Annotated in this window: 23 protein-coding genes and 1 tRNA gene; 21 read left to right on the top strand and 3 right to left on the bottom strand. The window is 54.3% G+C overall.

What is annotated here, in order from left to right:
• The first annotated feature begins 3 nt into the window (after positions 1 to 3).
• The 7 genes from CJ260_RS09525 (at position 4) to CJ260_RS13440 (ending at position 5147) form a co-directional block, all read left to right on the top strand.
• Entirely contained in the window at positions 4 to 420 is a 417-nt protein-coding gene (locus CJ260_RS09525; RefSeq protein ID WP_095630018.1) for a hypothetical protein, read from the top strand.
• A gap of 1095 nt (positions 421 to 1515) precedes the next feature.
• Positions 1516 to 2007 (top strand): macro domain-containing protein, encoded by a 492-nt coding sequence (locus CJ260_RS09530; protein WP_087478360.1) that lies wholly within the window; start codon positions 1516 to 1518, stop codon positions 2005 to 2007.
• A gap of 138 nt (positions 2008 to 2145) precedes the next feature.
• A tRNA-Leu gene (locus tag CJ260_RS09535) sits at positions 2146 to 2229 on the top strand.
• Between the two features lie 1011 nt (positions 2230 to 3240).
• On the top strand, positions 3241 to 4281 hold the full coding sequence (locus tag CJ260_RS09540; protein WP_198643444.1) for an alpha/beta hydrolase: 1041 nt from the start codon (positions 3241 to 3243) through the stop codon (positions 4279 to 4281).
• Positions 4282 to 4410: 129 nt separating this feature from the next.
• Complete coding sequence (locus CJ260_RS09545; RefSeq protein ID WP_087478363.1) at positions 4411 to 4752, top strand: nucleotidyltransferase family protein; 342 nt, start codon at positions 4411 to 4413, stop codon at positions 4750 to 4752.
• A complete protein-coding gene (locus CJ260_RS13340) occupies positions 4745 to 4951 on the top strand; it encodes a HEPN domain-containing protein (protein WP_198947440.1) in 207 nt (68 codons plus the stop codon). Before CJ260_RS09545 ends, CJ260_RS13340 begins: the two co-directional genes overlap by 8 nt.
• On the top strand, positions 4926 to 5147 hold the full coding sequence (locus CJ260_RS13440) for a HEPN domain-containing protein (RefSeq protein ID WP_369831744.1): 222 nt from the start codon (positions 4926 to 4928) through the stop codon (positions 5145 to 5147). Before CJ260_RS13340 ends, CJ260_RS13440 begins: the two co-directional genes overlap by 26 nt.
• 70 nt (positions 5148 to 5217) lie before the next feature.
• Here the strand turns inward: CJ260_RS13440 and CJ260_RS09555 are convergent, their stop codons facing one another.
• Positions 5218 to 6162, bottom strand: a complete 945-nt coding sequence (locus CJ260_RS09555; RefSeq protein ID WP_095630020.1) for a sugar-binding transcriptional regulator — start codon at positions 6160 to 6162, stop codon at positions 5218 to 5220.
• 354 nt (positions 6163 to 6516) lie between these two features.
• On the opposite strand from CJ260_RS09555, the gene glpK reads away from it, so the two are divergent.
• The 7 genes from glpK (at position 6517) to CJ260_RS09590 (ending at position 13414) form a co-directional block, all read left to right on the top strand.
• Positions 6517 to 8019: a glycerol kinase GlpK gene (gene glpK, locus CJ260_RS09560; protein ID WP_095630021.1), complete on the top strand. Its 1503-nt coding sequence runs from the start codon at positions 6517 to 6519 to the stop codon at positions 8017 to 8019.
• A 32-nt stretch (positions 8020 to 8051) separates the two neighbouring features.
• Positions 8052 to 8777 carry an MIP/aquaporin family protein gene (locus tag CJ260_RS09565; RefSeq protein ID WP_087478366.1) on the top strand — a complete coding sequence of 242 codons (726 nt, stop codon included), beginning with the start codon at positions 8052 to 8054 and terminating at the stop codon, positions 8775 to 8777.
• Positions 8778 to 9001: 224 nt separating this feature from the next.
• The gene (locus CJ260_RS09570) at positions 9002 to 10468 is read left to right on the top strand and encodes an NAD(P)/FAD-dependent oxidoreductase (protein ID WP_095630022.1); all 1467 of its coding nucleotides are present in this window, start codon (positions 9002 to 9004) and stop codon (positions 10466 to 10468) included.
• The gene (locus CJ260_RS09575; RefSeq protein WP_095630023.1) at positions 10468 to 11736 is read left to right on the top strand and encodes an NAD(P)/FAD-dependent oxidoreductase; all 1269 of its coding nucleotides are present in this window, start codon (positions 10468 to 10470) and stop codon (positions 11734 to 11736) included. Before CJ260_RS09570 ends, CJ260_RS09575 begins: the two co-directional genes overlap by 1 nt.
• A 1-nt stretch (position 11737) precedes the next feature.
• Positions 11738 to 12109, top strand: a complete 372-nt coding sequence (locus tag CJ260_RS09580; RefSeq protein ID WP_087478369.1) for a DUF1667 domain-containing protein — start codon at positions 11738 to 11740, stop codon at positions 12107 to 12109.
• 155 nt (positions 12110 to 12264) lie between these two features.
• Positions 12265 to 13119 carry an Rpn family recombination-promoting nuclease/putative transposase gene (locus tag CJ260_RS09585; RefSeq protein WP_095630024.1) on the top strand — a complete coding sequence of 285 codons (855 nt, stop codon included), beginning with the start codon at positions 12265 to 12267 and terminating at the stop codon, positions 13117 to 13119.
• Positions 13112 to 13414 (top strand): hypothetical protein, encoded by a 303-nt coding sequence (locus CJ260_RS09590; RefSeq protein WP_095630025.1) that lies wholly within the window; start codon positions 13112 to 13114, stop codon positions 13412 to 13414. The genes CJ260_RS09585 and CJ260_RS09590 overlap by 8 nt, the downstream gene beginning before the upstream one ends.
• 135 nt (positions 13415 to 13549) lie before the next feature.
• Here CJ260_RS09590 and cysK read toward each other — a convergent pair whose 3' ends face one another.
• The gene (gene cysK, locus CJ260_RS09595; protein WP_095630026.1) at positions 13550 to 14482 is read right to left on the bottom strand and encodes a cysteine synthase A; all 933 of its coding nucleotides are present in this window, start codon (positions 14480 to 14482) and stop codon (positions 13550 to 13552) included.
• 138 nt (positions 14483 to 14620) lie between these two features.
• Positions 14621 to 15367 (bottom strand): serine O-acetyltransferase, encoded by a 747-nt coding sequence (gene cysE / locus CJ260_RS09600; protein ID WP_255378494.1) that lies wholly within the window; start codon positions 15365 to 15367, stop codon positions 14621 to 14623.
• 906 nt (positions 15368 to 16273) lie between these two features.
• Between cysE and CJ260_RS09605 the strand changes: the two genes are divergently transcribed.
• The 7 genes from CJ260_RS09605 to CJ260_RS09635 all read left to right on the top strand — a co-directional run bounded on the left by CJ260_RS09605 (position 16274) and on the right by CJ260_RS09635 (position 23372).
• Positions 16274 to 16819, top strand: coding sequence for an LUD domain-containing protein (locus CJ260_RS09605; protein WP_087478374.1), 546 nt, complete (start codon positions 16274 to 16276; stop codon positions 16817 to 16819).
• Between the two features lie 15 nt (positions 16820 to 16834).
• Positions 16835 to 19003, top strand: a complete 2169-nt coding sequence (gene ldhH / locus CJ260_RS09610) for an L-lactate dehydrogenase (quinone) large subunit LdhH (protein WP_087478375.1) — start codon at positions 16835 to 16837, stop codon at positions 19001 to 19003.
• A gap of 36 nt (positions 19004 to 19039) precedes the next feature.
• On the top strand, positions 19040 to 20065 hold the full coding sequence (locus tag CJ260_RS09615; protein WP_095630028.1) for a polyprenyl synthetase family protein: 1026 nt from the start codon (positions 19040 to 19042) through the stop codon (positions 20063 to 20065).
• Positions 20065 to 20994, top strand: a complete 930-nt coding sequence (locus CJ260_RS09620) for a prenyltransferase (RefSeq protein ID WP_095630029.1) — start codon at positions 20065 to 20067, stop codon at positions 20992 to 20994. The genes CJ260_RS09615 and CJ260_RS09620 overlap by 1 nt, the downstream gene beginning before the upstream one ends.
• Positions 20994 to 21704 carry a ubiquinone/menaquinone biosynthesis methyltransferase gene (locus CJ260_RS09625; RefSeq protein ID WP_095630030.1) on the top strand — a complete coding sequence of 237 codons (711 nt, stop codon included), beginning with the start codon at positions 20994 to 20996 and terminating at the stop codon, positions 21702 to 21704. The genes CJ260_RS09620 and CJ260_RS09625 overlap by 1 nt, the downstream gene beginning before the upstream one ends.
• A gap of 83 nt (positions 21705 to 21787) precedes the next feature.
• Positions 21788 to 23086, top strand: coding sequence for an FAD-dependent oxidoreductase (locus tag CJ260_RS09630; protein ID WP_095630031.1), 1299 nt, complete (start codon positions 21788 to 21790; stop codon positions 23084 to 23086).
• Between the two features lies 1 nt (position 23087).
• Complete coding sequence (locus CJ260_RS09635) at positions 23088 to 23372, top strand: 4Fe-4S dicluster domain-containing protein (RefSeq protein WP_087478380.1); 285 nt, start codon at positions 23088 to 23090, stop codon at positions 23370 to 23372.
• Positions 23373 to 23715: the final 343 nt, after the last annotated feature.

The following is a 23715-nucleotide window of genomic DNA, read 5'->3' on the forward strand; positions in this document are numbered from 1 at the left end:
GGCATGAACCGACTGGCAACATGTCCCGTCTGCGGCAAGGACTTTACGGCGGACCGGTCGACACAGAAGTATTGCAGCGCCGCCTGCCGCCGCTACGCTTACCGCCATCGGGACGCAGCCCCGCCGGCGCAGCTGGCCGGAGGAAAGACGGTGCGCTCCTTCCGCTGCCTGCGCTGCGGGACCCTCGTCTTCGTGAGGAACCGCGCCGACAAACGGGTAAAGTTCTGCTCGCCCCGCTGCGAGCGGCTGTACTGGAAGCATTCGGAACACACGGCGTGCCAGGCCGTATCGCGTACCTTTTCCTGCAAACAGTGCGGCCGGACGGTGACCGTCACGGAAGCAAAGGATCGGCGAACCGCCTTCTGCAGCGCCGACTGCCGTATACAGTGGTTTTCCGCGCATCGGAAGCGGACACCATAGGTAGATATGATAAGAAAAGAGTCAGAACAGACGAACTGTGTTCTGACTCTTTTTGTATATATAATAATGTAATATATAGAAACGATCGGCGCCTTGACGAGGCGGCGAGGGTATGCTAAGATAAACATGAAAAAAGAGATGCTAGCCGACAAACGGTTAGCCCAATACTATATTGCAAAATAGCCGCAATCAGAATTGGAGCTCTGGGTGGCGGCTATTTTTGCGTGTGCTGCAATACGATGATTAACACCATTAAAAGCAACAACGTTACGTTTACTTGGGCTATATCCATATGCAACACCCCGTTTCTAGGGGCATAATTTAACCGCGCTGCCGTTTGGAATGCATAGCATCTCTTGCCTTTTATGGTACAGGATAACAGGACGTGCTGTCAAGGGAAAATCATCCATATGTTCGATTGGTATGCGCCTTGACGAGCCTGTAGGGCTATGCTAAGATAGAGGTGAAAAACGAGGCGCTGCACCGACAAACGGTTCGCCCCAATTATATTACGCACAAAAATAGTCGCAACAATGGGGATTGGGCGGCTATTTTTGTTTATTCTGTGTCAGGATGGTCAACACGATAAGGAGTAACAGCGTTACGTTTATCTGGTCAAATCCCATACACATCACCCCGATTCCGGGGCCCGATTACCGCCTGCCGTTTGGAGTATGCAGCGCCTCTTGTGTCATATGGTACAGGACAGGCAGGCGCTTTGTCAAGAGAAAACCGTCTGTATGTTCGATTGGTATACGCCTTGACGGGCTGATGGAGCTATGCTAAGATAGAGATGAAAAACGAGGCGCTGCACCGACAAACGGTTCGCCCCAATAGTGTTACTAACAAAAATAGTCGCAACCTCGGGGAAAAGGAAGGCGGCTATTTTTGTTTGCTTTGTGTCGGGATGGATGGGCACGATTACCGTCTGCCGTTTGAAGTATGCAGTGCTTCTTGTGTCTTATGGTACAGGGCAAACGGGTGCTTTGGCAAGAGAAAAGCGTTCGTATGTTTGTGTATGGGGAGCCTCTCTTGCAGAATGATTCTATCTTTAGTATAGTAATACTATACAATCTATGCAGGAGGTAACGGGCGATGCCGTTTAAAATTATTTGCGGAGACATTACAAAGGTACAGGCCGATGCCATCGTAAACGCGGCCAATGAGCGGCTGTTGATGGGCGGCGGCGTATGCGGCGCTATATTCCGGGCAGCCGGATATGCCGAGCTGACCGAAGCTTGTCAGGATATCGGGCATTGCCCGACGGGCGACGCTGTCATCACGCCGGCCTTTCATCTGCCGGCGCAGTACGTCATTCATACCGTAGGGCCTGTGTGGGAAGGCGGCGACCATGGTGAACGGGAATTGCTGTACCAATGTTATGCCAAATCGCTGGCCCTTGCCGAATCCTACGGCCTTCGGTCTATTGCCTTTCCGCTGATTTCATCGGGCATCTTCGGCTATCCTCGGGAAGAGGCCCTTCAAGTCTGCGAGGAAGCCATCGAAGATTTTTTGGCCGTTCATGAGATGGACGTGTATTTAGTGTTGCTGTCGTGCGAGGGCGTCGGCGAATTAGAATACGTATAATATACGGCGTACTGCGCGGCGGTGAAGGGAAAAGACAATCTCAGCAAAGACTTTTTTGCTGAGATTGTAAAAAAAGTACTTGACGGAAAGGATTTTTGTGATATAATTACTCTTGTGCTAAGGAATCAAACACAGCTTGCCGGAGTGGCGGAATGGCAGACGCACCTGACTCAAAATCAGGCGGGTAACACCGTGGGGGTTCAAGTCCCTTCTCCGGCACCAAACCGATATAATCCGAACTTGTTTCCAGTAGGAGATGAGTTCGGATTATTTGTTTTAACGGAAAAAGGAGAACGTTGCAAATGCAAATCAGCGGGGCGTCGCCCGCCATACAATTAAATAGTAAAGGCAGATTTACATGCCAAGATGGTTCTGTCAAATACATACCTGCAACAACTTGATATTGTCTTCGTTTGGCGTATAGCTTGACGAGCCTGTAGAGCTATGCTAAGATAGAGATGAAAAACGAGGCGCTACACCGACAAACGGTTCGCCTCAATAAGTATTTACGCACAAAAATAGTCGCGACCTATGGGAAGAGGAAGGCGGCTATTTTTGTTTGTTCTGTGTCAGGATGGTCAACACGATAAGGAGTAACAGCGTTACGTTTATCTGGTCAAATCCCATACACATCACCCCGATTCCGGGGCCTGATTACCGCCTCTTGTGTCATATCGTACAGGACAAACGGCCGATTTGTCAAGAGGGAAACGATGGTATGTTCGATTGGCATACAGCTTGACGAGCCTGTGGAGCTATGCTAAGATGGAGATGAAAAACGAGGCGCTGTGCCGACAAACGGTCAGCCCCCTTTATGTGTTAACAGAAATAGTCGTCAACAGAATTGGTAGGCTGCAGACGGCTATTTTTGTTTGTGCGAAATGAGATAAAACAACACGATGAGTAATACTAAGGTCGCATTGATAGAATCCATACGCATCACCCCGTTTCGGGGGCTGGATTTGACCGCCTGCCGTTTGATGTGCACAAACGCCTCTTGCGTCCTATGGTACAGGACGAAGGGGCGTATGTCAATAAGGAAAGCGATTGTATGTTCGATTGGCATAGCGCTTAGGGAAAGGCTGCGCTTCATGGAACCAGAGATAGGGGTTCGTGGAGCGCAGTTTTTTTGCTTTTGCAACCCTTAGCGTGCAAACTATGTTGAAAGAAGGCTGCGTCATTTGATATGATAAAATAAATTATTATATTCTATACATAAGGGAGAGGTAAATCGTGTACTCATGGAAACATATGCTGCGCAGCGCCGTCGTCTGCGCTGTGATTGCCGCGTCGTCTATGACGGCCTTTGCCGGGGAGTCGGCGTATCTGGAACAGGTGGACCCGCAGCTGCGGCCGGCGCTGGAACAGAGCTCTTCTCTGGATTTCAATCAGCCCGGCGCGCTGGAGGATATTAACCGGCGGGCCGGAGCCTTAGTCGGTTCGCCGAATTTGCCGAAGGACGAGGCTGTACAGGTGTACGACGTGTATATTCCCAATGGCGACGGCTCGGACAAGCTGCGCCTGCGGGTGTACAAGCCCGTACAGGCCGAGGCGGAACTGCCGGGGATTTATTGGATTCACGGCGGCGGATTCTTGTTTGGCGTGCCCGAGCAGGACGAGGCCCAGAGCCTGCGGTTTGCCAAGGAGGTAGGGGCCGTCGTCGTATCTGTCGATTATCGGCTGGCCCCGAAATACCCCTATCCGGCGGCCATCGACGATACCTATGGGGGGCTGAAATGGTTTTTTGACAATGCCGCGTCCTTAGGCGTCGACGATACGCGCATCGCCGTTGCCGGTGCCAGCGCCGGCGGGAATCTCTGCGCCGCCGTGGTCTTGATGGCTCGTGACAAAGGCGAAATACGGCCGGCTTTTCAAATGCCCCTGTACCCCATGCTGGACGACCGCATGGCCTCGCCGGCCAGCCGTGAAGTCATGGACATGAGGGTGTGGAACAACGTGTCTAATGTCTTTGCATGGAAGGCCTATATCGGCGATGCCGTCGGGACGGATCGGGCGACGGCCTATATGGCTCCGGCGAGGGCCGACGATTTGTCAGGACTGCCGCCGACGTATACCTGCGTCAGCACGCTGGATCCCTTCCGGGACGATACAATACGCTACGCCCAGCGCCTGGCCCAGGCCGGCGTGCCGGTGGAATTTCACCTCTATCCCCGGGCCTATCACGCCTTCGAGGCCATCGCCAAGGGAACGGACTATTCAAAGCGGGCTATCGACGAATACGTCCGCGTACTGGACGAAGCGCTGAACCCATAAATCGCATATCTGACAGGAAAAGGCTGCCTGAGGGGCAGCCTTTTTTGTCTATACGGATATCCTGTCTGTTGCAGCGCGTAAAAATCATATATAATATATACAGAAAGCCATGCGAAGGGAGGAACCTATATGTGCTCTGATGCTGTTTTACATGCCATTATTGCGGAAATTGCCCGGGCCTATCGCACTGCATACGGAACGGCGCTGCGCCATATATATTTATATGGTTCGTACGCCCGCGGCGATTTTGAAACGGATTCGGATATAGATTTAGTTGCCATCGTTGAGGGGGAACGCGGCGAATTGCAGCGGAAATTAAAAGATATATGGAATATTTCGGCAGAGCTGGAGTTAGAATATGACGTTATTATTTCGCCTACGGTGATTCCGGCGGCAGAGTTTGCCGCATATGATGGTGCGCTGCCGTATTATGCCAACATTGCTAAGGAAGGGGTCGAAATCAGTGCCTGACGCGAAAACCGCCCTTATGGTATATCGCTTGGAGAATGCTTCGGAAAAACTTAAAGCTGCCGACATGTTGTATCGCATCGGGTGTTATAAAGATGCGATACATCGCTCGTATTACGCCATTTTTTCAGCTATGCGGGCAGTGCTGGCCTTGGATGGAATAGATTATGCAAAGCATGCCGGTGTTATTTCGTATTTTTAGAAAACATATATTAAAACGGGTATATTTGAAAAAAAAGTATTCAAAGTATATTAGTATTGCCTTCCAAATTCGAAACAACTGCGATTATGCCGATTTCTTTTTAGTCAGCGAAGACGATGCGCATGAGCAGTTAACCCATGCCAGGGAATTTATAGAGGCCGTTCGGCGATATCTGGAAGACATCGGTCGTGCATAAACAGACGCAGCCCCGGCGGAAGAATGCGAGTCGTTCTTTCGCCGGGGCTGCAATTTTTTGCATATAGAGATTAAGTTTCCTCCTGAAGGAGGCGCTTGGCCGTGAACTGGTCCGTAATGAGGACGTTGGCGTAGCCGCCTTTTAGGGCTGCGCGGATGCTGGCGATCTTGGCTGCGCCGCCCGACAGGAGGATGCTGTATTCTTTGGTCCGCAGGCAGTCGAGGTCGATGCCGACGGTGCGGTTGTTCAGCTCGGGGCTGGAAATATTGCCGTCCTTGTCGAAGAAGCGGGAGCAGATATCGCCGACGGCGTGGGTTTTGAGAAATTCCTTTTCTTCTTCGTCGGCGTAGCCCAGACGGAAAAAGAGGGCGTTGTCGCGGACGGTGCCGACGCTGAACAAGGCGATGTTGGCGTTGCGGCCCAGCTCCAGGACGCGCTTGATGTGGCGGTCCTTATAGACCATATCTTTTACGGTTTTGGAATCGAACAGTACGGGCAGGGGCAGATATTGGGCGATGGTTTCGTAGTTTTTGGCGAAGCGTTCGAGAATTTCGTTGGCATAGGTTTCGCCGGCGGCCAGGGTAATCCCCCCTTCGAGCTGGACGATCTGCGCGCCCCGCAGGGGGTGGGGCAGAAGGGCGTGGGACAAGCAGTGCATGGTCGTGCCCCAGCCGACGCCGATGATGTCGCCGTCCTGGACGATTTTGCTGAGGTATTCGGCGCCTACCTGGCCGATATATTTTTTGATGTCTTCTTCGTCTTCAATGGGCGCGTTGGCGATGCAGGCGTCCTTGAGGCCGAAGGCGGAAATGATTTTTTTGGCCAGGAGGCTCTGGTCTTCGATGGGGTCGAAGATTTCGATGCGGACGAAGCCCATGTCCTTCGCGTACTGGAGGATGCGCGACACGGACGGGCGGGACAGGTTGAGCTCTTTGGCGATTTCGGTCTGGCTGTATCCAGATTGGTAATATAGTTTGGCAGCGCTGATGGCTATTTTATTTTTATTGTTTTGCATGGTGATCCGCCTTATCTGAGAAAATGGCAATGTAGTTCATATAGCTGTCTGTATTACTTTAATTATAGCACAGGATGAGGCAACAAGGATATGTATTGTCAAAAATAAACCTAAAATAGAGGCTATCTTTTGATGACAAATATTCCATAAGTAGTATACTCTATTTATAAATTGCGAAAAAGACATAGCCCGTTGACAGGTTATATGTGATATGCAATACAAGGAAAAAATGTAAAATAGATATTGCAATTATTTTCACATGCTAATATAATTAAGATAACGCATAACCCATATGCTAAACCTGAAAGAAGAGAAGAGAAAAGAAAAGAGATGTGTTGAAAGGAGTTTGGTATTATGCAGAAGAAGTATGTTATGGCGTTGGATGCGGGGACGACGAGTAACCGTGCGATTATTTTTGACGAAGAATCCCGCATCGTCAGCGTCAGCCAGAAAGAATTTACCCAGTATTTCCCCCAGCCTGGGTGGGTAGAACATGACGCGAACGAAATCCTCCATACGATGGTGGAAGTCATGAAGGGCGCCTTGGAACAGAGCGGCCTGACGGCGGCCGATATTTCGGCTATCGGCATTACGAACCAGCGCGAAACGGCTGTCGTATGGGATAAGACGACGGGCTGTCCCATTTACAACGCCATCGTCTGGCAGTCCCGCCAGACTGCGGCTATTTGTGAAGATTTGATCAAACAGGGCCTGGTCGACGAATTCAAGGAAAAGACGGGCCTGGTCATCGACGCTTACTTCTCCGGCACGAAGGTCAAATGGATTTTGGATACCGTCGAAGGGGCGAGAGAAAAGGCCGAAAAGGGCGACCTCCTCTTCGGTACCATTGATTCGTGGCTCATCTGGAAACTCAGCGGCGGCACGGTGCACGTAACGGATTATTCCAATGCGTCCCGCACGCTGATGTTCAACATCAAGACCCTCGAATGGGACGACCAGCTCCTTTCGTATCTCGACGTGCCGAAGAGCATGCTGCCGGAAGTCCGTCCGTCCAGCGATGTATATGGCTACACGGATCCGGCCATTCTCGGCGCTCCCGTCAAGATTGCCGGCGCGGCCGGCGACCAGCAGGCGGCTCTCTTCGGCCAGACCTGTTTCGATCCGGGCATGGCGAAGAACACCTACGGTACGGGCTGCTTCCTCCTCATGAATACGGGCACGGAACCGATCACGTCGAAAAACGGCTTGGTCACGACGATTGCCTGGGGCCTCGACGGCAAGGTAGAATACGCGCTCGAAGGCTCGATTTTCGTCGCCGGCTCGGCTATCCAATGGCTCCGCGACGGCCTGCGCCTCATCGACACGGCTCCCGACTCGGAATGGGTAGCCAAACGCGTCCCCGACTCGGACGGCGTATACGTCGTGCCGGCTTTCGTCGGCCTCGGCGCGCCGTACTGGGATATGAACGCCCGCGGCACGATTATCGGCATTACCCGCGGCACGACGAAAGCCCATATCGTCCGGGCAACGCTTGACTCCATGGCGTATCAGACGATGGATGTCCTCAGTGCGATGGAAGCCGATTCGGGCATCAAATTGGCGGCTCTCAAGGTAGACGGCGGTGCCTGCGCCAACAACATGCTCATGCAGTTCCAGGCCGATATTCTCCGCGTGCCTGTCGACCGTCCCCAGGTCATCGAAACGACGGCTCTCGGCGCGGCATACCTGGCCGGTCTGGCTGTCGGTGTATGGGAATCGAAGGACGAACTGCGCCATAGCTGGAAGCTCCAGAATCGTTTCGAACCGACAATGGACGCCGGCAAATCGGCGGCATATTACAAAGGCTGGCGCAAGGCTGTCAAACATGCCATGCACTGGCTCGACGACGAAGACTAATGGCGTAGCGTTCAGAAAGCGGGTGTCTGTATATGGATAACTTAATCGGTGAATTTTTTGGTACCATGGTGCTTATCGTGTTCGGGGCCGGCGTCTGCGCCTGCAACACGCTGACCAAATCGAAAGGCCAGAACGGCGGCTGGATCTGCATTACCGTCGGATGGGGCTTTGCCGTAACCCTCGGCGTATTTACGGCGACGACTCTCGGCGCGCCCCAGGGTGACTTGAACCCTGCCGTCACGCTGGCGAAGACGATGATCGGCATTTACACCTTTGAACAGTTCCTGGCGACGTCGGTCGTCCAGATTCTCGGCGCCATGGCCGGCGCGGCCATCGTCTGGCTGGCATACCTGCCCCACTGGGCGGAAACGGAAGACAAGGCGGCTAAATTGGGTATTTTCTGCACGGCTCCGGCCATCCGCAACTACCCGGCCAACATCCTGTGCGAAATCATCGGCACGTTCTTCCTGGTATTTGTCATCTGGATGATTTTCTCCAAGCAGGTCGGCGCGATTCCTCCCGGCGTAGGCCCGTACATCGTCGGCGTCCTGATCTGGGCCATCGGCCTCAGCCTCGGCGGCCCGACGGGGTATGCCATCAACCCGGCCCGAGACCTCGGTCCTCGCCTGGCTCATGCGATTTTGCCCATTGCCGGCAAAGGCGGCTCCGACTGGGGATATGCCTGGGTTCCCGTCGTCGCTCCGATTATTGGCGCGTTGGTAGCCTACGGCGTAGCTTCGGCTCTCAGCATTTTCTAATAATTCTATAAGCGGTTACGCGCAGGGACTTCTGACGATGACAGGAGTCCCTGTTTTATAGGAAGGGCTTGCGCATACGGCGATTTTCTCATAGCTCAATTCCGCACAATGCAAAAAATGGAATTTTGTAAAATTGCTATTGCAATTATTTTCACAAACAGATATAATGAAACCATCAGGTAAACACTATTGTATTGGATTCCGCAAAGAAAGAGGTTGTGAACATGACAAAACAAGCAGATGTCGTCGTCATCGGCGGCGGTATTACCGGCGCTGCCATACTGTATGAATTGGCAAAATATAACCTTCGTGCAGTCTTGGTAGAACAGGAACCGGAACTGGCTGCCGGCACGACAAAGGCGAACAGCGCGATTCTCCACGCCGGCTTCGATGCTCCCACTGGCAGCATGAAGGCCCGCATGAACGTAGAAGGCAACGCCATGTACCATGAGCTGAAGGACGAACTGGATTTGGAAATCGAATGGACAGGCTCCTTCGTCGCCGCCGTAGACGACGAAGAAATGAGCGTCCTGCAGGAACTCCTCGAACGGGGCCAGGCCAACGGCGTTCCCGGCCTTGAAATCTGGGACGGCGACAAGGTCCGCGAAAAGGAACCGAACCTCAGCAAGGATATCAAAGGCGCTCTTTGGGCTCCGACTGCCGGCATCTGCTGGCCCTTCGGCATGGCCTTGGCCTTTGCTGAAAACGCCGTCATCAACGGCGCCGAAGTGCTCCGCGAATGCCAGGTAACGGGCATTACCGTAGAAAACGGCGCAGTGAAAGCCGTCGAAACGGACCAGGGCACGATTGAAACGAAATATGTCATCAACGCCGCCGGCGTCCATGCCGACGACGTAAGCCGTATGGCCGGCGACGATTCCTTTACCATCACGCCGCGCCGTGGCGAATACATCCTCTTTGACAAGACGGCGCAGAAAGACCTCGTATACTCGCCGATTTTCCCGACGCCGACGAAAATGGGCAAGGGCATCCTCGTCTGCGCGACGACTCACGGCAACGTATTCGTAGGCCCGAACGCCCACGACCTGGACGGCAGTGAAAAAGACGACACGGCCGTCACGATTCCGGGCATGAACGAAATCCTCGAAAAAGCCCGCAAGCTCGTTCCGAACATTCCGGCCGGCGCAGCGATTACGGAATTTGCCGGCGTCCGCGCCGTATCCAGCACGGGTGATTTCATCATCGGCCAGTCTGAAAAGACCAAGGGCCTCTTCCAGGCAGCCGGCATCCAGTCTCCGGGCCTGACGTCGGCTCCGGCCATCGCCAAGACGATCGTAGGCGAAATCGTCGCCGAAACGGGCGCGGCGCAGAAGGAAGACTACAAGAAAGGCCGTCCGGCCCAGCCCTGCTTCCGCACCCTCAGCGATGACGACAAGAAAGCCCTCATCGCGAAGGACGCTGCATACGGCCGCGTCATCTGCCGCTGCGAAACGATTACGGAAGGCGAAATCATCGACGCCATCCGCCGCCCTGTAGGCGCGCGCACCGTCGACGGCGTAAAACGCCGCACCCGCGCCGGCATGGGCCGCTGCCAAGGCGGCTTCTGCGGTCCCCGCGTCACGCAGATTTTGGCTCGCGAACTGAACATCCCCGTAACGGAAGTTCGCAAGGAAATGAGAAAATCCTATATGTTCTACGATAAAGAAACTCAGAGCGGAGGTAAGGCATAATGGCTGAACAACTGTATGATATTATCATCGTCGGCGGCGGCCCGGCAGGTCTTTCGGCCGCATACAGCGCTTGGGAAAACGGCGCGAAGAAAATCCTCGTCCTCGAACGCGACCGCGAAGCGGGCGGCATTCTCCAGCAGTGCATCCACAATGGCTTCGGCCTGCATCACTTCAAGGAAGAGCTGACCGGCCCGGGCTACGCGCAGCGATGCTACGACCTGGTAAAGGATAAACCGGAAATCGAAATCCTCGTCGATACGATGGTTCTCGACGTCCATGAAGATAAAACCGTCACGGCTGTCAGCCCGAAACACGGCCTCATCACCGTACAGGGCAAGACGATCATCCTCACCATGGGCTGCCGCGAACGTACCCGCGGCGCCATCCGCACGCCGGGCTACCGTCCGGCCGGCGTATTCACTGCCGGCGCAGCGCAGCGCATGGTCAACATGGAAGGCTACCTGCCGGGCAAGAAGATCGTCATCCTCGGCAGCGGCGACATCGGCCTCATCATGGCCCGCCGCATGTCCCTCGAAGGCTGCAAGGTGCAGGCTGTTCTCGAAATCTGCCCCTTCTCCAACGGCCTGACCCGCAACATGGTACAGTGTCTGTACGACTACGACATTCCCTTGTACCTGTCCCATACGATTACAGCCATTCACGGCAAAGACCGCGTGACGGGCATTACGGCGGCCAAAGTCGACGACCATATGCAGCCTATTCCGGGTACGGAATTCGATATCGACTGCGATACGCTGCTCCTGTCCGTCGGCCTCATTCCGGAAAACGAATTGTCCCGCGGCTTGGGCCTCGCCATGCATCCGCTGACGAGCGGCCCCATCGTCGACCAGCATCGTGAAACGAGTATGCCCGGCATCTTCGCCGCCGGCAACGTCGTCCACGTTCACGACCTCGTCGACTTCGTATCGGAAGAAGCGGAAATCGCCGGCAAGTTTGCCGCACTGAAGGCCTTGGGCCAGATGGAAGGCGAAGTTGCCGACGTCAAGGTCGAACCGGCTGACGAAGTACGCACCTGCGTGCCCCAGCACATCCGCGCCGCAGCCGAAGGCGAAACGGTCCGCTTGTTCATGCGCGTCCGCCGTCCTCTCAAGAAATGCCGCCTGACGGTTACGAGCGGCGACGACGTCTTAGTGAGCAGAGTCCTCCCTGTCGCTAAACCGAGCGAAATGATTGCCGTCAACGTGCCGGCTGACAAAGCGAAAGGCCATCATGCCGACTGGACTGTTTCCGTAAAGGAGGAAGAGTAACATGAGTGTAGAAACGAAACAACTGAACTGCATCAACTGCCCCATGGGCTGCCTGCTGACCGTTACCTTGACGGACGGCGCGATTACGGACGTAACGGGCAATACCTGCCCCCGCGGCGAAACATACGCCCATCAGGAATTGACCAATCCCCAGCGCATGCTGACCTCGACGGTACGCATTTCCGGCGGCGAGCTGCCTCTCCTGCCGGTCGTATCGAAATCGACCCTGCCGAAGGGCAAAATCCTCGAATGCGCCCAGGCGCTGCGGGCTGTTTCCATCGAAGCCCCCGTTAAGACCGGCGACGTCATCGTAGCCGATATCCTAGGCCTCGGCGTGGACATCGTAGCCAGCCGCGATATGGATAAGATTTAAGGAAGACGTAAGGAAGACGCAGTATATGCCAATATAATGCAACCTTCATCAAAGGACTGTCATGATAAGATCATGGCGGTCCTTTTCTTTTGCCCTGTTTGCAGGCGAAATGAAGGGCCTGCTTGTGATATAATATAGGAAAGGAAGACAGCTGAATGCCTGCGACGATTAACCGGCTCAACGATTTTTATGTCAAGTATTTATTGGGAAGCGAGAAGCGCAAGCATTTGACGATCCACTTTTTGAACGCCGTCCTGTACGGCGACGATGCGCCGCAGATTGCCGACGTGTTCTTTCTCGACAAGGATTTGGACCCGGAGCGGGCGGACGGAAAGCCGGCCAAGCTCGATATACTGGCGAAAACCGATCAGGGGATGCTGATCAACGTCGAGGTGCAGGTGCGGCGGCAGGCTCATTTGGCCGAGCGGTTTTTATTCTATTGGGCGGAAATGTACGGCAGCCAGATGAAGCGGGGCGACGGCTACAACGCGCTGAAGCCGTCGGTGTCCATCATTCTGACGGAGTTTGACCATCTGCCGGAAGCAAGCTGGCACAATGCGTACTCTATCTGCAACGACGTATCCCGCAGGCGGCTGACCGATCATTTTGCCATGCACTTTATTGAATTGAAGAAGTTTACGTACAGCGACGTAAAGGCCCTCCATCGGCTGGGGCGCTGGACGGCGTACTTTTCCAACTGCGGAGACAGGGAAACGGAGGAATTAGCCATGAGCGATCCGGTAATGAAAGAAGTCGTACAGGCTGAAACGGCCTTTACAGAAGACGAAATCATGCGGAGAAAATATTCGCAGCGCGAAAAAGCCGTGAGAGACTATATTTCTGCTATGGATGAGGCGAGAAATGAAGGACTGCAAGAGGGAATCGTGCAGATGGCGGTAAAGATGTTGGAAAACGGAATCGACCGGCATACTGTAGCTGCCATCACCGGGTTGAGCGAACAAGAACTCGCAGCTTTGAAAACGGCTGCGGCAGGAGGCTGTGATGCATAAGGATACGACGATACCGGCGGCAGAGCCTTTTACGGAAGAGCAGATACAGCGGCGGCGCCGCTTGCAGCGCGAAAAGGCCGAGAGAGATTATATTTCCGATATGGAGGAAGCAAGACGTGAAGGGCTGAGAGAAGGTTTTGAAAAAGGTATAAATGAAGCGGTTAAGAAAGGTGTAAAAATGGGGATTATGCAGGTGGCAGCCAACATGCTGGCTGTCGGCATGGATATCCGTCAAGTTGCCATGATTACGGAGCTGAGCGAAGAGGAGCTGGAGGCCTTGAAACACGGCGTATAATAAATCTATAATATAAAATAAGACGTTCCCATGACGGATGCCGCAATGCGGCCTGTTAGGGAACGTCTTGTTTTTGTATGGTTCGCAGGATATATGATGCTGTTTATCCTTGCGTTATTATATTATATATGTATATTACAGCTTGATGAATCCCGGCGTCGAGAGGTAGCGGTCGCCGTTGTCCGGCAGGACGGCTACGATGGTCTTACCGGCGTTTTCCGGCCGCTTGGCGATTTCTGCCGCGGCATGGAGGGCTGCGCCGCCGGAAATGCCGATGAGGAGGCCTTCGGCTTTGGTAAAGGCATGGGCTGTCGTATAGGCTTCGTCTGTCGTGACGGTAAATACTTCATCGTAAATCGTCTTATCGAGGGTTTCGGGGACGAAATTCGCGCCGATACCCTGCAGCTTATGAGGGCCGGCATGGCCCTGGGACAGGAGCGGCGAATCGGCCGGTTCAACGGCTACGACCTGGACGGACGGCTTTTGTTCCTTTAGGTATTGTCCCGTGCCGCTCAGGGTGCCGCCGGTGCCGACGCCGGCGACGAGGATATCGACGGCTCCATCCGTGTCGTCGTAGATTTCCGGGCCTGTCGTGGCCTTATGGACGGCGGGGTTGGCCGGATTGATAAACTGGCCGGGAATAAAGCCGTGCAGCTCTTTGGCTAATTCTTCAGCCTTGTCAACGGCTCCCTGCATGCCCTTGGCCCCTTCCGTCAGGACGATGTCTGCGCCGTAGGCTGCGATGAGCTTGCGCCGTTCGACCGACATCGTTTCCGGCATGGTGAAGATGGCCTTATAGCCTTTGGCGGCGGCGACGGCAGCCAGGCCGATGCCCGTATTGCCGCTCGTCGGCTCGATGATGACCGTTCCCGGCTTGAGGAGGCCCTTCGCTTCGGCGTCTTCAATCATGGCCTTGGCGATGCGGTCCTTAGCCGAGCCGCCGGGATTAAAGGCTTCCAATTTGACGAGCAGGCGGGCGCCGACGCTTTGGGCGGCGTTGAAACGGGCCGGTTCCAGCAGCGGCGTGCGGCCGATCAAATCGAGGATGGACGTATATATCTTTTTCATGAAAATCACTCCTTATACTGTATGTAGTATAATTTGAAACTAAAATAGTAAAAATATACCATAAAATATACTTAATAAGTATATTTTAACTATACAAAGATAACGGACTCTGTGCTTTTTACGGGGGAGGAGAGGTCCTTAGCGGCTGAGGCTGCGCAGATGCGGCTCGGCGGTGTCCATGGCGTTTACGCGCGACTGGAGGATGGCGACTTGCTGCTGCAAGGCGGCAATCTGGTCTTCGATAGGGTCGGGCAGGCGGTTGTGATCCAAATCGACGTCCTGCTCCGAATGGCTAATCTTTTTGCCCTGCTGGAGGACGACGCGGCCGGGAATGCCGACGACTGTCGAATAGGGCGGCACTTCTTTTAAGACGACGGAGCCGGCGCCGATTTTCGAGCCTTCGCCGACCGTAAAGGAGCCGAGTACCTTTGCTCCGCAGGCGACGACGACGTAATCTCCGATAGTCGGATGGCGCTTGCCCTTTTCCTTGCCCGTGCCGCCGAGGGTCACGCCCTGATAGAGGGATACGTTGTTGCCGATAATGGTCGTCTCGCCGATGACGATGCCCATGCCGTGATCGATGAACAGCCCTTCGCCGATCTGTGCGCCCGGGTGGATTTCAATTCCCGTGAAGAAGCGGGCAATAGTCGAGATGATGCGGGCCGTGACAAACCATTTGTGCAGGTAGAAGAAATGAGCCAGGCGGTATGCCCAGATAGCGTGCAGTCCCGAGTAGCACAGCAGGACTTCCAGGGTATTTTTTACGGCCGGGTCTCGTTCCTTAATGACGTGAATGTCCTTTCTCAGGGTGTTAAACATGAATGGTGCCTCCTTGTGTCGTACGAATAAATGCTGAAATACAAAAAAGCCGCAGTCCCTAAACAGAGACGGCGGCCCGCGGTTCCACTCTGATTTGCAGGCATCTCAGCGATGCGCTGCACCTCAAGGCCCATAACGGCGGCAAACCGTGACAACCTACTATATGTTCAGCTGCCCTGCTCCCAAAGGCATTCCATCGTACTAGGCGGCGGCAGGAGCTCTCAGCCGGTGACTCCCGTTCTCTGTATAGCTTTCGTACGTGTACTTGTTTTGGTCATTGCATTTTTCGTTGGGAACATAATACCGTTTGTTTGAACGTTTGTCAAGGTATTTTTTGCAAGGTTATAAAAAATTTACATTTTTCCGTATTCTAAAACGGGCTATTTGGAATGCGATGCGCGTCAAGTTGAAATGAATTATTGTAATGTTCAGATGCACATTGCAGGACAGGTGATGCAGTGGAAATAGAACATAACATTGCGTTATAAAATAACGGATAATGTATACAAAATAGAATTATAATGTAAAATAAATGAATTTTAAAACAAATAAAAATGAAAATTAATACTATAAATATGAATAGTCAAAGTGGAACATGGAAGGAGCTTTGTTGGAAAAACGTGCGGGATTAACCTTATAAATAATAATTTTTAATCATAGTAAAATGCTGAAAAAGTCATGATAAAAAGACATAGCGGCATGCAAAATACCTGATAAAACCTAGTGAGATAGCGAATATTATACTACAGAGGTATTAATTTAAGTAATATAAACTTGTCAAGTGTATTGCTATGTCATATATGCAAATATGACTATAAAGCATGGATTTGCGAGTATCGTTTCACAAAATATATTGCGACTTTGCGTCAGACTCGTTGCATAAATTGTATAAAATGCTATACTTATATTAATACTTTAATAGTATGCCATGCATTCATTTAAATTTTATATTTGACGTAAAGAGGTGTGAACATGGAAAAAGCAGAATTGTACGAAACGTTCCAAAAAGGATTAACCAGCGTCGCTGGGGAATGCTATTTGGCTAAAAAAGCCGACGTAGCAGCAACTCTTGTCAAGATTTTCCAGGAAAAGGATGTAAAGGATGTCGCTCTGGTCGAAACGCCGCTCCTGAAAGAAGCCGGCGCAGCCGACGCCTTGAAGGCGGCAGGCATTAAGACCGACACGGATCACTTCCGCAAAAACGCTCCCTATGACAAAGGCGGCGTAACGGAAGCCGATTACGGCGTCGCCAACCTGGGCTCCCTCGTCCAAATGAAGGATGATATTGACGACCGTATCGTAGAAATCGTAGCGGACGTATATGTCGGCATTATCAAGTTGTCGAAGATCGTCGACGATTTCGATTCCATGATCGACATTATGGCCGAAACGAAGCCATTCCCGAAATTTGCCGGCATCATTACGGGCCCGAGCCGTACGGCCGACATCGAATGCGTCAGCACGGTCGGCGTCCACGGACCGCGCCAGTATGCCGTCATTGTTGTGGAAGATGAGTAAAGGAGGGAATGACACATGTCAACTGAAATGGATTTGTTGAAACAAGAAATCGAGCGCGCAATGGACAACGCGCCTTTGCAGAAAGCGCTGAAAAACTTTACGACTGCGTATCCCGGCAACCGCGAACGCGTTTACAAAGGATACGACTTTGAAGCCCTGCGGGAAAAGGTGCACGAAGTAAAATCCTACGCCCGCGACCACATCGACGAACTGCTCGACGAATTCGAAAAGAACGCTACGGCCAACGGCGCCGTCGTATTCCGCGCCCATTCGCCGCAGGAAGCCTTCGACTACGCGTTGAAGGTAGCAAAAGAACAGAACGTCAAACTCGTCGTCAAATCGAAATCCATGGCATCGGAAGAAATCCACTTCAACCCGGGCTTTGAAGCCGCAGGCATTCACGCGCAGGAAACGGACTTGGGCGAATTCATCAACGCCATCGCCGGCGACACGCCGTCCCACATGGTAATGCCCGCCATTCACTACTCCAAGGAAGACGTAGCCGACCTGTTTACGTCCTATACGAAGGAAAAAGAAGTTCCCGATATTTCCAAGGAAGTTAAAACGGCCCGCCGCGTCATGCGTGAAAAATTCCTGACCGCTGAAATGGGCGTATCCGGCGCCAACGCCGCCGTCGCCGAAACGGGCACGGTCATCACCATGAGCAACGAAGGCAACGGCCGTATGGTAGGCACCTTGCCGGCCAGCCACATGTACATCTTCGGCATTGAAAAATTCGTCGCCAAGATGAGCGATGTCCGCTATATCTTCAAGGTCCTGCCCCGCAACGGCACGGCCCAGAACCTGACGACGTACCTGTCCTTCTACACGGGCGCGACGGATGTCGTAACGGATCCGGAAAACGATACGAAGCAGAAGAAGAGCTTCCATATCATCATCCTCGATACGCCGGAACGCCGCAAGATCATGAACGATCCCGATTACAAGGACATTTTCTGCTGCATCCGCTGCGCAGCCTGCCTCAACGTATGTCCGGCCTTCCGCCTCGTCGGCGGCCACGTATACGGCGGCAGCATCTACACCGGCGGTATCGGCACGCTGCTCACGGCCTTCCTCAACAGCCGTGAACGCGGTAAAGAAATTCAGAATATCTGTCTCCAGTGCGGCACGTGCAACACCGTCTGCGGCGGCAAACTCGACATCGCCGGCATGATCCTGAAGCTGCGCACGAAGTACGCTCAGGAAGACGGCCTCAACCCGATTCATAAGTTCTGCCTCGACACGGTCGCCGACCGCCATCTGTTCCATTCCATGCTGCGCATCGCATCGGTCGCTCAGGGCGCGATTACCAAAGGCCAGCCGATGATTCGCCATATGCCGATGTTCCTGTCTGGCCTGACGTCGGGCCGCAGCCTGCCGAGCATCGCTCCGCAGCCGTTCCGCGACGTACTGCCGACGATCAAACAGGACGTTCCCAATCCGAAGGGCAAGATTGCCATCTTCACGGGCTGCCTCCTCGATTTCGTATACGTAGACATCGCGACGGCCGTCGTCAAAGCCCTCAACATGGCCGGCTACGTCGTAGAAATGCCTCTCGGCCAGTCCTGCTGCGGCGCTCCGGCGACGTACATGGGCGACGCTGAAAACGCTAAGAAAGAAGCAGCGCTCAATATCGAAGCTATGGAAGCGGAAAAATACGACTACATCGTATCGGCCTGCCCGACCTGCACGCACGCTCTGCGCGATTACAAGGAAATGTTCAAGGACGATCCGGAAATGTACAAGAAGGCTTCCGAACTGAGCGACAAGTCTTACGACTTCTCCAAGCTGCTCCACATGCTCGGCGGTCTCCCGGACAACGGCGATGGCGTTCCCATGAAGGTTACGTATCACGATTCGTGCCATATGAAACGCTACATGGGCGTATATAAAGAACAGCGCGAACTCCTGGAAGGCACGAAGGGCGTAGAAATCGTAGAAATGAACAACTGCGATAAATGCTGCGGCTTCGGCGGCTCCTACTCGATTAAATTCCCTGAAATGTCCGCTCCGATGCTCGAAGAAAAGATCGACAACATCGTGGCTACCGGCGCCGACACCGTGGCTGTCGACTGCCCGGGCTGCCTGCTCCAGATCAAAGGCGGTCTCGACGCGCGCGGCCTGAACAACATCCAGGTAAAACATACGGCCCAGATTCTCGTAGAAAAGAGAGAAAAACAGTAACTCCTAACACGGCCGGAAAGGTGTATTGGAACGGCGATGATAAAACAGACATTATTAGAAAACAGCGTTCGGAAATTTATGCCGAAGTATTTTGCCAACGTCAGTGATGAGCAAATAGAGAAGATAAAGAACTATATACAGGCCTTTACGGCCCATACCTTTGCCGGAACGCCGACCGGCGCGGTACTTACCGACGCGACGGCGTCAGAAGGAAAGATGATACGGCCCCGCCTGTTGATGATGGCCTCGGAGTACGGCCCCAAACGCGGCGACGCGCAGGAAACGCTGTATAAGCTGGCGGCTATCGTCGAAATGACGCATTTGGCTTCGCTGATTCACGATGATGTCGTCGACGACGCTCCTTTCCGACGGGGCAAGCCGTCCATCCAGAGCCGGTACGGAAAAAACGCCGCCGTCTACGCTGGAGATTTCCTCATGAGCCGCATCAGCTATCACCTCATGAAGGAGGGCTTGAACCGGGCCGGCATGGTCCTGTCGAAGACGGTAGAGGAAATGTGCAGCGGCGAAATCGGCCAGGCTATGTGCCGGTACAAGGATACGGTGACGATTGACGAGTACCTGCGCAACATCCACGGCAAGACCGTGGCCCTGTTCATGGCCTGCTGCCGCATCGGCGCAATGGAAAGCGGCTGCAGCGAACAGCACGCCGGCATACTGGAATCCTTCGGCGAATGCCTGGGATACATGTTCCAGCTGCGGGACGACCTCCTGGACTTTACGGACGACAAGGCGCTGAACGGCAAGACCGTTCATCAGGATTTCCGCGAAGGCATCTACACGCTGCCCGTCCTCATCGCCTTGGAACGGCCCGGCGGCCGGGCTGCATTGACGCCCTACATGGAGCGCAGCGCAGCCGGCACGCTGACGGCCGCAGATATTCGGACGATGGAACGCATTGTAGCGGAATTCGGCGGCATGGAGGAAGCGTGGAAGTATATCTGCCGCTACCAGCGCCGGGCAGAAGAACTGCTGGCGTTCCTGCCGCCGTGTGACGCGGCGCCTCTCCTGCGCAAGCTCGTCAGCAAGCTGGGGGCGGTGTAATGGCGGGACGACAGGCCATGTCCGTGACGGCTGCCGTCCGGCTGGCCAATCCCCATTCGTGGGTAGCGGCAGTCTATCCGGCTGTCTTCGGCGAGCTGTACTGCCTGCTGGCCGGCTACGACCTATCGTGGCTCCAGGCCGTTCTCCTGCTGGGGGCGTGCATCCTCATGCAGTCGTCGGTCAATACGCTGAACGATTATTTCGATTTCGTAAAGGGAACGGACACGACGGACGACTTCGTCGAAGTCCACGACGCCGTATTGGTATACGAGGAGATTGCGCCGAAGCAGGCCCTGTATTTAGGCCTCGCCTATCTGGCGGCGGCGGCCCTGCTGGTACTGCCGGTCATCGTCGGCGCAGGCCCTGCGCCTTGGTGCATCGGCCTTGTCGGCGGCCTCGTCGTCCTGGCCTATTCAGGCGGCAAGACGCCCTTGTCCTACCTGCCCGTAGGCGAGCTCGTCTCCGGCGGCGTCATGGGCGGCCTCATTCCGCTAGGAGTAGCGGCAGCCGTACACGGCATCGTCGATGGCTTGGCTCTGATACTAGCCATTCCCTTCATCATCGGAATCGGCCTGGTCATGATGACCAATAATATCAGCGATATCGAAAAGGACCGGCAGGCCCGGCGCAAGACCCTTCCCGTCGTAGTGGGAAGGCCGAAGGCCGTAAGGCTGTACCGGGCGGCCGTCGTCTGCTGGATCGTGAGCCTCCTCGTCATCCCTGTCTGGTACGGCGGCCTCTCAGGCCTAGTCGTGCCGGCTCTCGCGGCCTTAACGGGCCGGAAGGTCTTTGCCTTCTTGCTGACATCGCCGTTGATTCCGCAGGAGCGAGTGCGGCAGATGAAATGCATCGCCATGGCCAACGTGCTGGGAAACGGCGCGTATTTGATCGGCGCGGCCCTGGCCGTGCTGGCAGGGAGGGCGGTCTGATGGATTCGATGGAAAAACGCAGGCGCGTGTACGGCATCTTCCAGGGCATTTCCCAGACCTACGACGGCGCGAACCGCCGCATCAGCCTGGGGCTGGAGCAATCGTGGAAGCGGGGCCTCGTCGAGGCTGTAGCCTCGCAGGTACCGGACGGCGGCGCCGTGCTGGACGTCTGCTGCGGTACGGGCGATATTGCCGTAGCCGTAGCAAGGAGGCGGCCTGACGCAGACGTTACGGGTCTTGATTTCTCGCCGGCCATGCTGGACGTGGCCCGCCATAAGGGCGCGGCCTTGGAAAACCTGACCTGGCGGGAAGGCGACGCCATGGCCCTTCCCTTTGGAGACGATACGTTTTCGGCGGCGGCCATATCCTTCGGTCTCCGCAACACGCCTGATTACGGCGCGGTCCTGACGGAAATGACCCGCGTCGTTTGCCCCGGCGGCTGGGTATACTGCCTCGATTCCTTTGTACCTGACTCGCCGTTGATTCGACCCTTTTACGACCTGTATTTCCGCGGCGTCATGCCTCTATTGGGCGGTGGCTTCCGCCATCGCAGGGAATACCGGTGGTTGTGGCAGTCTACGCGGGACTTTCTCCGCAAGCGCGAGCTGACGGCTCTCTTTGCCGCCGTCGGCTTGGAGAAGGTCCGCGCTGACAGCCATCTCTTTGGAACCTGCGCGCTGCACAGCGGGCAGAAACCCCGATACATCTGAACGAACAGGAAATACTATACGTTTACATACATAAACCGGCGGAGCCGATGCATTGGAACCGCACGGTTAAGGAGGGTAAGAACATGAGTAGTGAAGAAAAATTTGATGCTATCGTTGTTGGCGGTGGCTTGGCCGGTTCGGCGGCAGCCCTGACTATGGCAAAAGCCGGACTCGACGTTATGTTGATTGAACGCGGCAAATTCTGCGGCTCTAAAAACTCCAGCGGCGGCCGTATTTACGGTCACAGCCTGGAACGCCTGATTCCGAACTTTGCCGAAGAAGCTCCGATCGAACGCAAGATTACCCAGGAACGCCTGTCCCTCATGACGGAAGGCGGAGCCTTGAGCTTCCAGTACAATTCCGATAAGCTGCAGAACCTGAAATATCCGTCCTATTCCGTACTCCGCTCCAAATTCGACAAATGGATGGCTGAAAAAGCGGAAGAAGCCGGCGTCATGCTTCTCGAAGGCTTCCGCGTAGACAAGGTCCTCGTCGATGAAAACGGCAAGGCGACGGGCGTCGTCTGCGGCGACGAAGAATTCGACGCCGACGTCATCGTATTGGCCGACGGCGTAAACTCCCTGCTGGCACAGCAGCTGGGCATGAAACAGGAACTGGACCCGAAGGACGTAGCCGTAGGAGTAAAAGAAGTCATTTATCTCGGCGAAGACGTCATTAACGAACGCTTCGGCCTCCAGGGCGACGAAGGCGCGGCCTGGATGATCGCCGGCGACCCGACGGGCGGCAACCTCGGCGGCGGCTTTATCTACACCAATAAGGACAGCCTGTCCCTGGGCATCGTTACGACGATCAGCGACATCGGCCGCGTAGACGTCAGCGTTCCCGATATGGTAGAACGCATGAAGAATCATCCGTCTATCGCTCCCTTCGTCAAAGGCGGCAAGCTGACGGAATATTCGGCTCACCTCGTTACGGAAGGCGGCCTCAAGATGATGCCCGAACTCGTACGCGACGGCGTGATCGTAGCCGGCGACGCAGCTGCTATGGTCGTCAACCTGGGCTACACGGTCCGCGGCATGGACCTGGCTATTGAATCGGGTCGTCTGGCCGGCGAAGCCGTCGTCCGGGCTAAAGCGAGAGAAGACTTCTCGGCCGAAAGCCTGTCGTACTACAAGAAGCTCCTCGACGAAAGCTTCATCATGAAGCTCATGAAACAGTATCAGAACTTGCCGGGCCTCTTGGAAGACCACATCATCTTCAACGACGTTCCGAAGATGGCCGACGAATTTGCCGGCATGGTCTACAAAGTAGACGGCGGCGCGCCTGTTGCCCTGCCGATGATCGCCTTGACTGTCTTGGCTAACAACGGCGGCTTGAACGGACTCTTTGATCTTGGCAAAAAAGCTTGGGAGGCGATGTAAGATGGCAAAAATGAGCGTAGACGATAAACTCGGCGTAGTTAAATTCGTGACGGACGAACACGAATCCCACATCGAAATCAACGAAGATTATCAGGATGAAGCGGAAATCAAACGCTTGGTCATGGCTTGTCCGGCTGAATTGTACAAATACACGGACGGCAAATTGGTCTTCAATCATGAAGGCTGCCTGGAATGCGGCACGTGCCGCGTCATTTCCGGCGGCAAGGGCGTCAAGAGCTGGAATCATCCGAAGGGCGCCATGGGCGTAGAATATCATCACGGTTAATATACGGCCTGCATAAAGGCGGAAGGGCGGCGTACGCGCTGTCTTTCCGCTTTTTCCATGTATGAGCTTATGCTGCAGCCCATAAAAAGCGATGCTCTATTAGCATATATGGTAAAAATTTAGGTAAATTGCAAGTTGAATTTGAACAACCATAATCAGGAAACACACTCACTAGCATAAACTTCATCGAGGAATGCATCAAATAGCTCTGACGGTGTATGGTAGCCCAAAACACGCCGTGGGCGCTGGTTCAGCGTATCTGCCATGTTCAGGATATCCTCATCAGAGAACCGCTCCATGGACATGCCCTTTGGGATGAAATCCCTCAGCAGGCCATTGTGGC

Origin of the sequence: Megasphaera sp. ASD88, from assembly GCF_002287425.1 — a bacterium.
GTDB lineage: Bacteria > Bacillota > Negativicutes > Veillonellales > Megasphaeraceae > Megasphaera > Megasphaera stantonii.

Coding starts and splice junctions, on each gene's coding strand:
- CJ260_RS09605 (WP_087478374.1), top strand. CDS start 16,274: ATGGAAAAAGCAGAATTGTACGAAACGTTCCAAAAAGGATTAACCAGC.
- CJ260_RS09615 (WP_095630028.1), top strand. CDS start 19,040: ATGATAAAACAGACATTATTAGAAAACAGCGTTCGGAAATTTATGCCG.
- CJ260_RS09625 (WP_095630030.1), top strand. CDS start 20,994: ATGGATTCGATGGAAAAACGCAGGCGCGTGTACGGCATCTTCCAGGGC.
- CJ260_RS09580 (WP_087478369.1), top strand. CDS start 11,738: ATGAGTGTAGAAACGAAACAACTGAACTGCATCAACTGCCCCATGGGC.
- CJ260_RS09585 (WP_095630024.1), top strand. CDS start 12,265: ATGCCTGCGACGATTAACCGGCTCAACGATTTTTATGTCAAGTATTTA.
- CJ260_RS09525 (WP_095630018.1), top strand. CDS start 4: ATGAACCGACTGGCAACATGTCCCGTCTGCGGCAAGGACTTTACGGCG.
- cysK (WP_095630026.1), bottom strand. CDS start 14,482: ATGAAAAAGATATATACGTCCATCCTCGATTTGATCGGCCGCACGCCG.
- CJ260_RS09590 (WP_095630025.1), top strand. CDS start 13,112: ATGCATAAGGATACGACGATACCGGCGGCAGAGCCTTTTACGGAAGAG.
- CJ260_RS09555 (WP_095630020.1), bottom strand. CDS start 6,162: ATGCAAAACAATAAAAATAAAATAGCCATCAGCGCTGCCAAACTATAT.
- CJ260_RS09565 (WP_087478366.1), top strand. CDS start 8,052: ATGGATAACTTAATCGGTGAATTTTTTGGTACCATGGTGCTTATCGTG.
- CJ260_RS09630 (WP_095630031.1), top strand. CDS start 21,788: ATGAGTAGTGAAGAAAAATTTGATGCTATCGTTGTTGGCGGTGGCTTG.
- glpK (WP_095630021.1), top strand. CDS start 6,517: ATGCAGAAGAAGTATGTTATGGCGTTGGATGCGGGGACGACGAGTAAC.
- CJ260_RS09545 (WP_087478363.1), top strand. CDS start 4,411: ATGTGCTCTGATGCTGTTTTACATGCCATTATTGCGGAAATTGCCCGG.
- CJ260_RS09635 (WP_087478380.1), top strand. CDS start 23,088: ATGGCAAAAATGAGCGTAGACGATAAACTCGGCGTAGTTAAATTCGTG.
- CJ260_RS13440 (WP_369831744.1), top strand. CDS start 4,926: ATGCCGGTGTTATTTCGTATTTTTAGAAAACATATATTAAAACGGGTA.
- ldhH (WP_087478375.1), top strand. CDS start 16,835: ATGTCAACTGAAATGGATTTGTTGAAACAAGAAATCGAGCGCGCAATG.
- CJ260_RS09530 (WP_087478360.1), top strand. CDS start 1,516: ATGCCGTTTAAAATTATTTGCGGAGACATTACAAAGGTACAGGCCGAT.
- CJ260_RS09575 (WP_095630023.1), top strand. CDS start 10,468: ATGGCTGAACAACTGTATGATATTATCATCGTCGGCGGCGGCCCGGCA.
- CJ260_RS09570 (WP_095630022.1), top strand. CDS start 9,002: ATGACAAAACAAGCAGATGTCGTCGTCATCGGCGGCGGTATTACCGGC.
- CJ260_RS09620 (WP_095630029.1), top strand. CDS start 20,065: ATGGCGGGACGACAGGCCATGTCCGTGACGGCTGCCGTCCGGCTGGCC.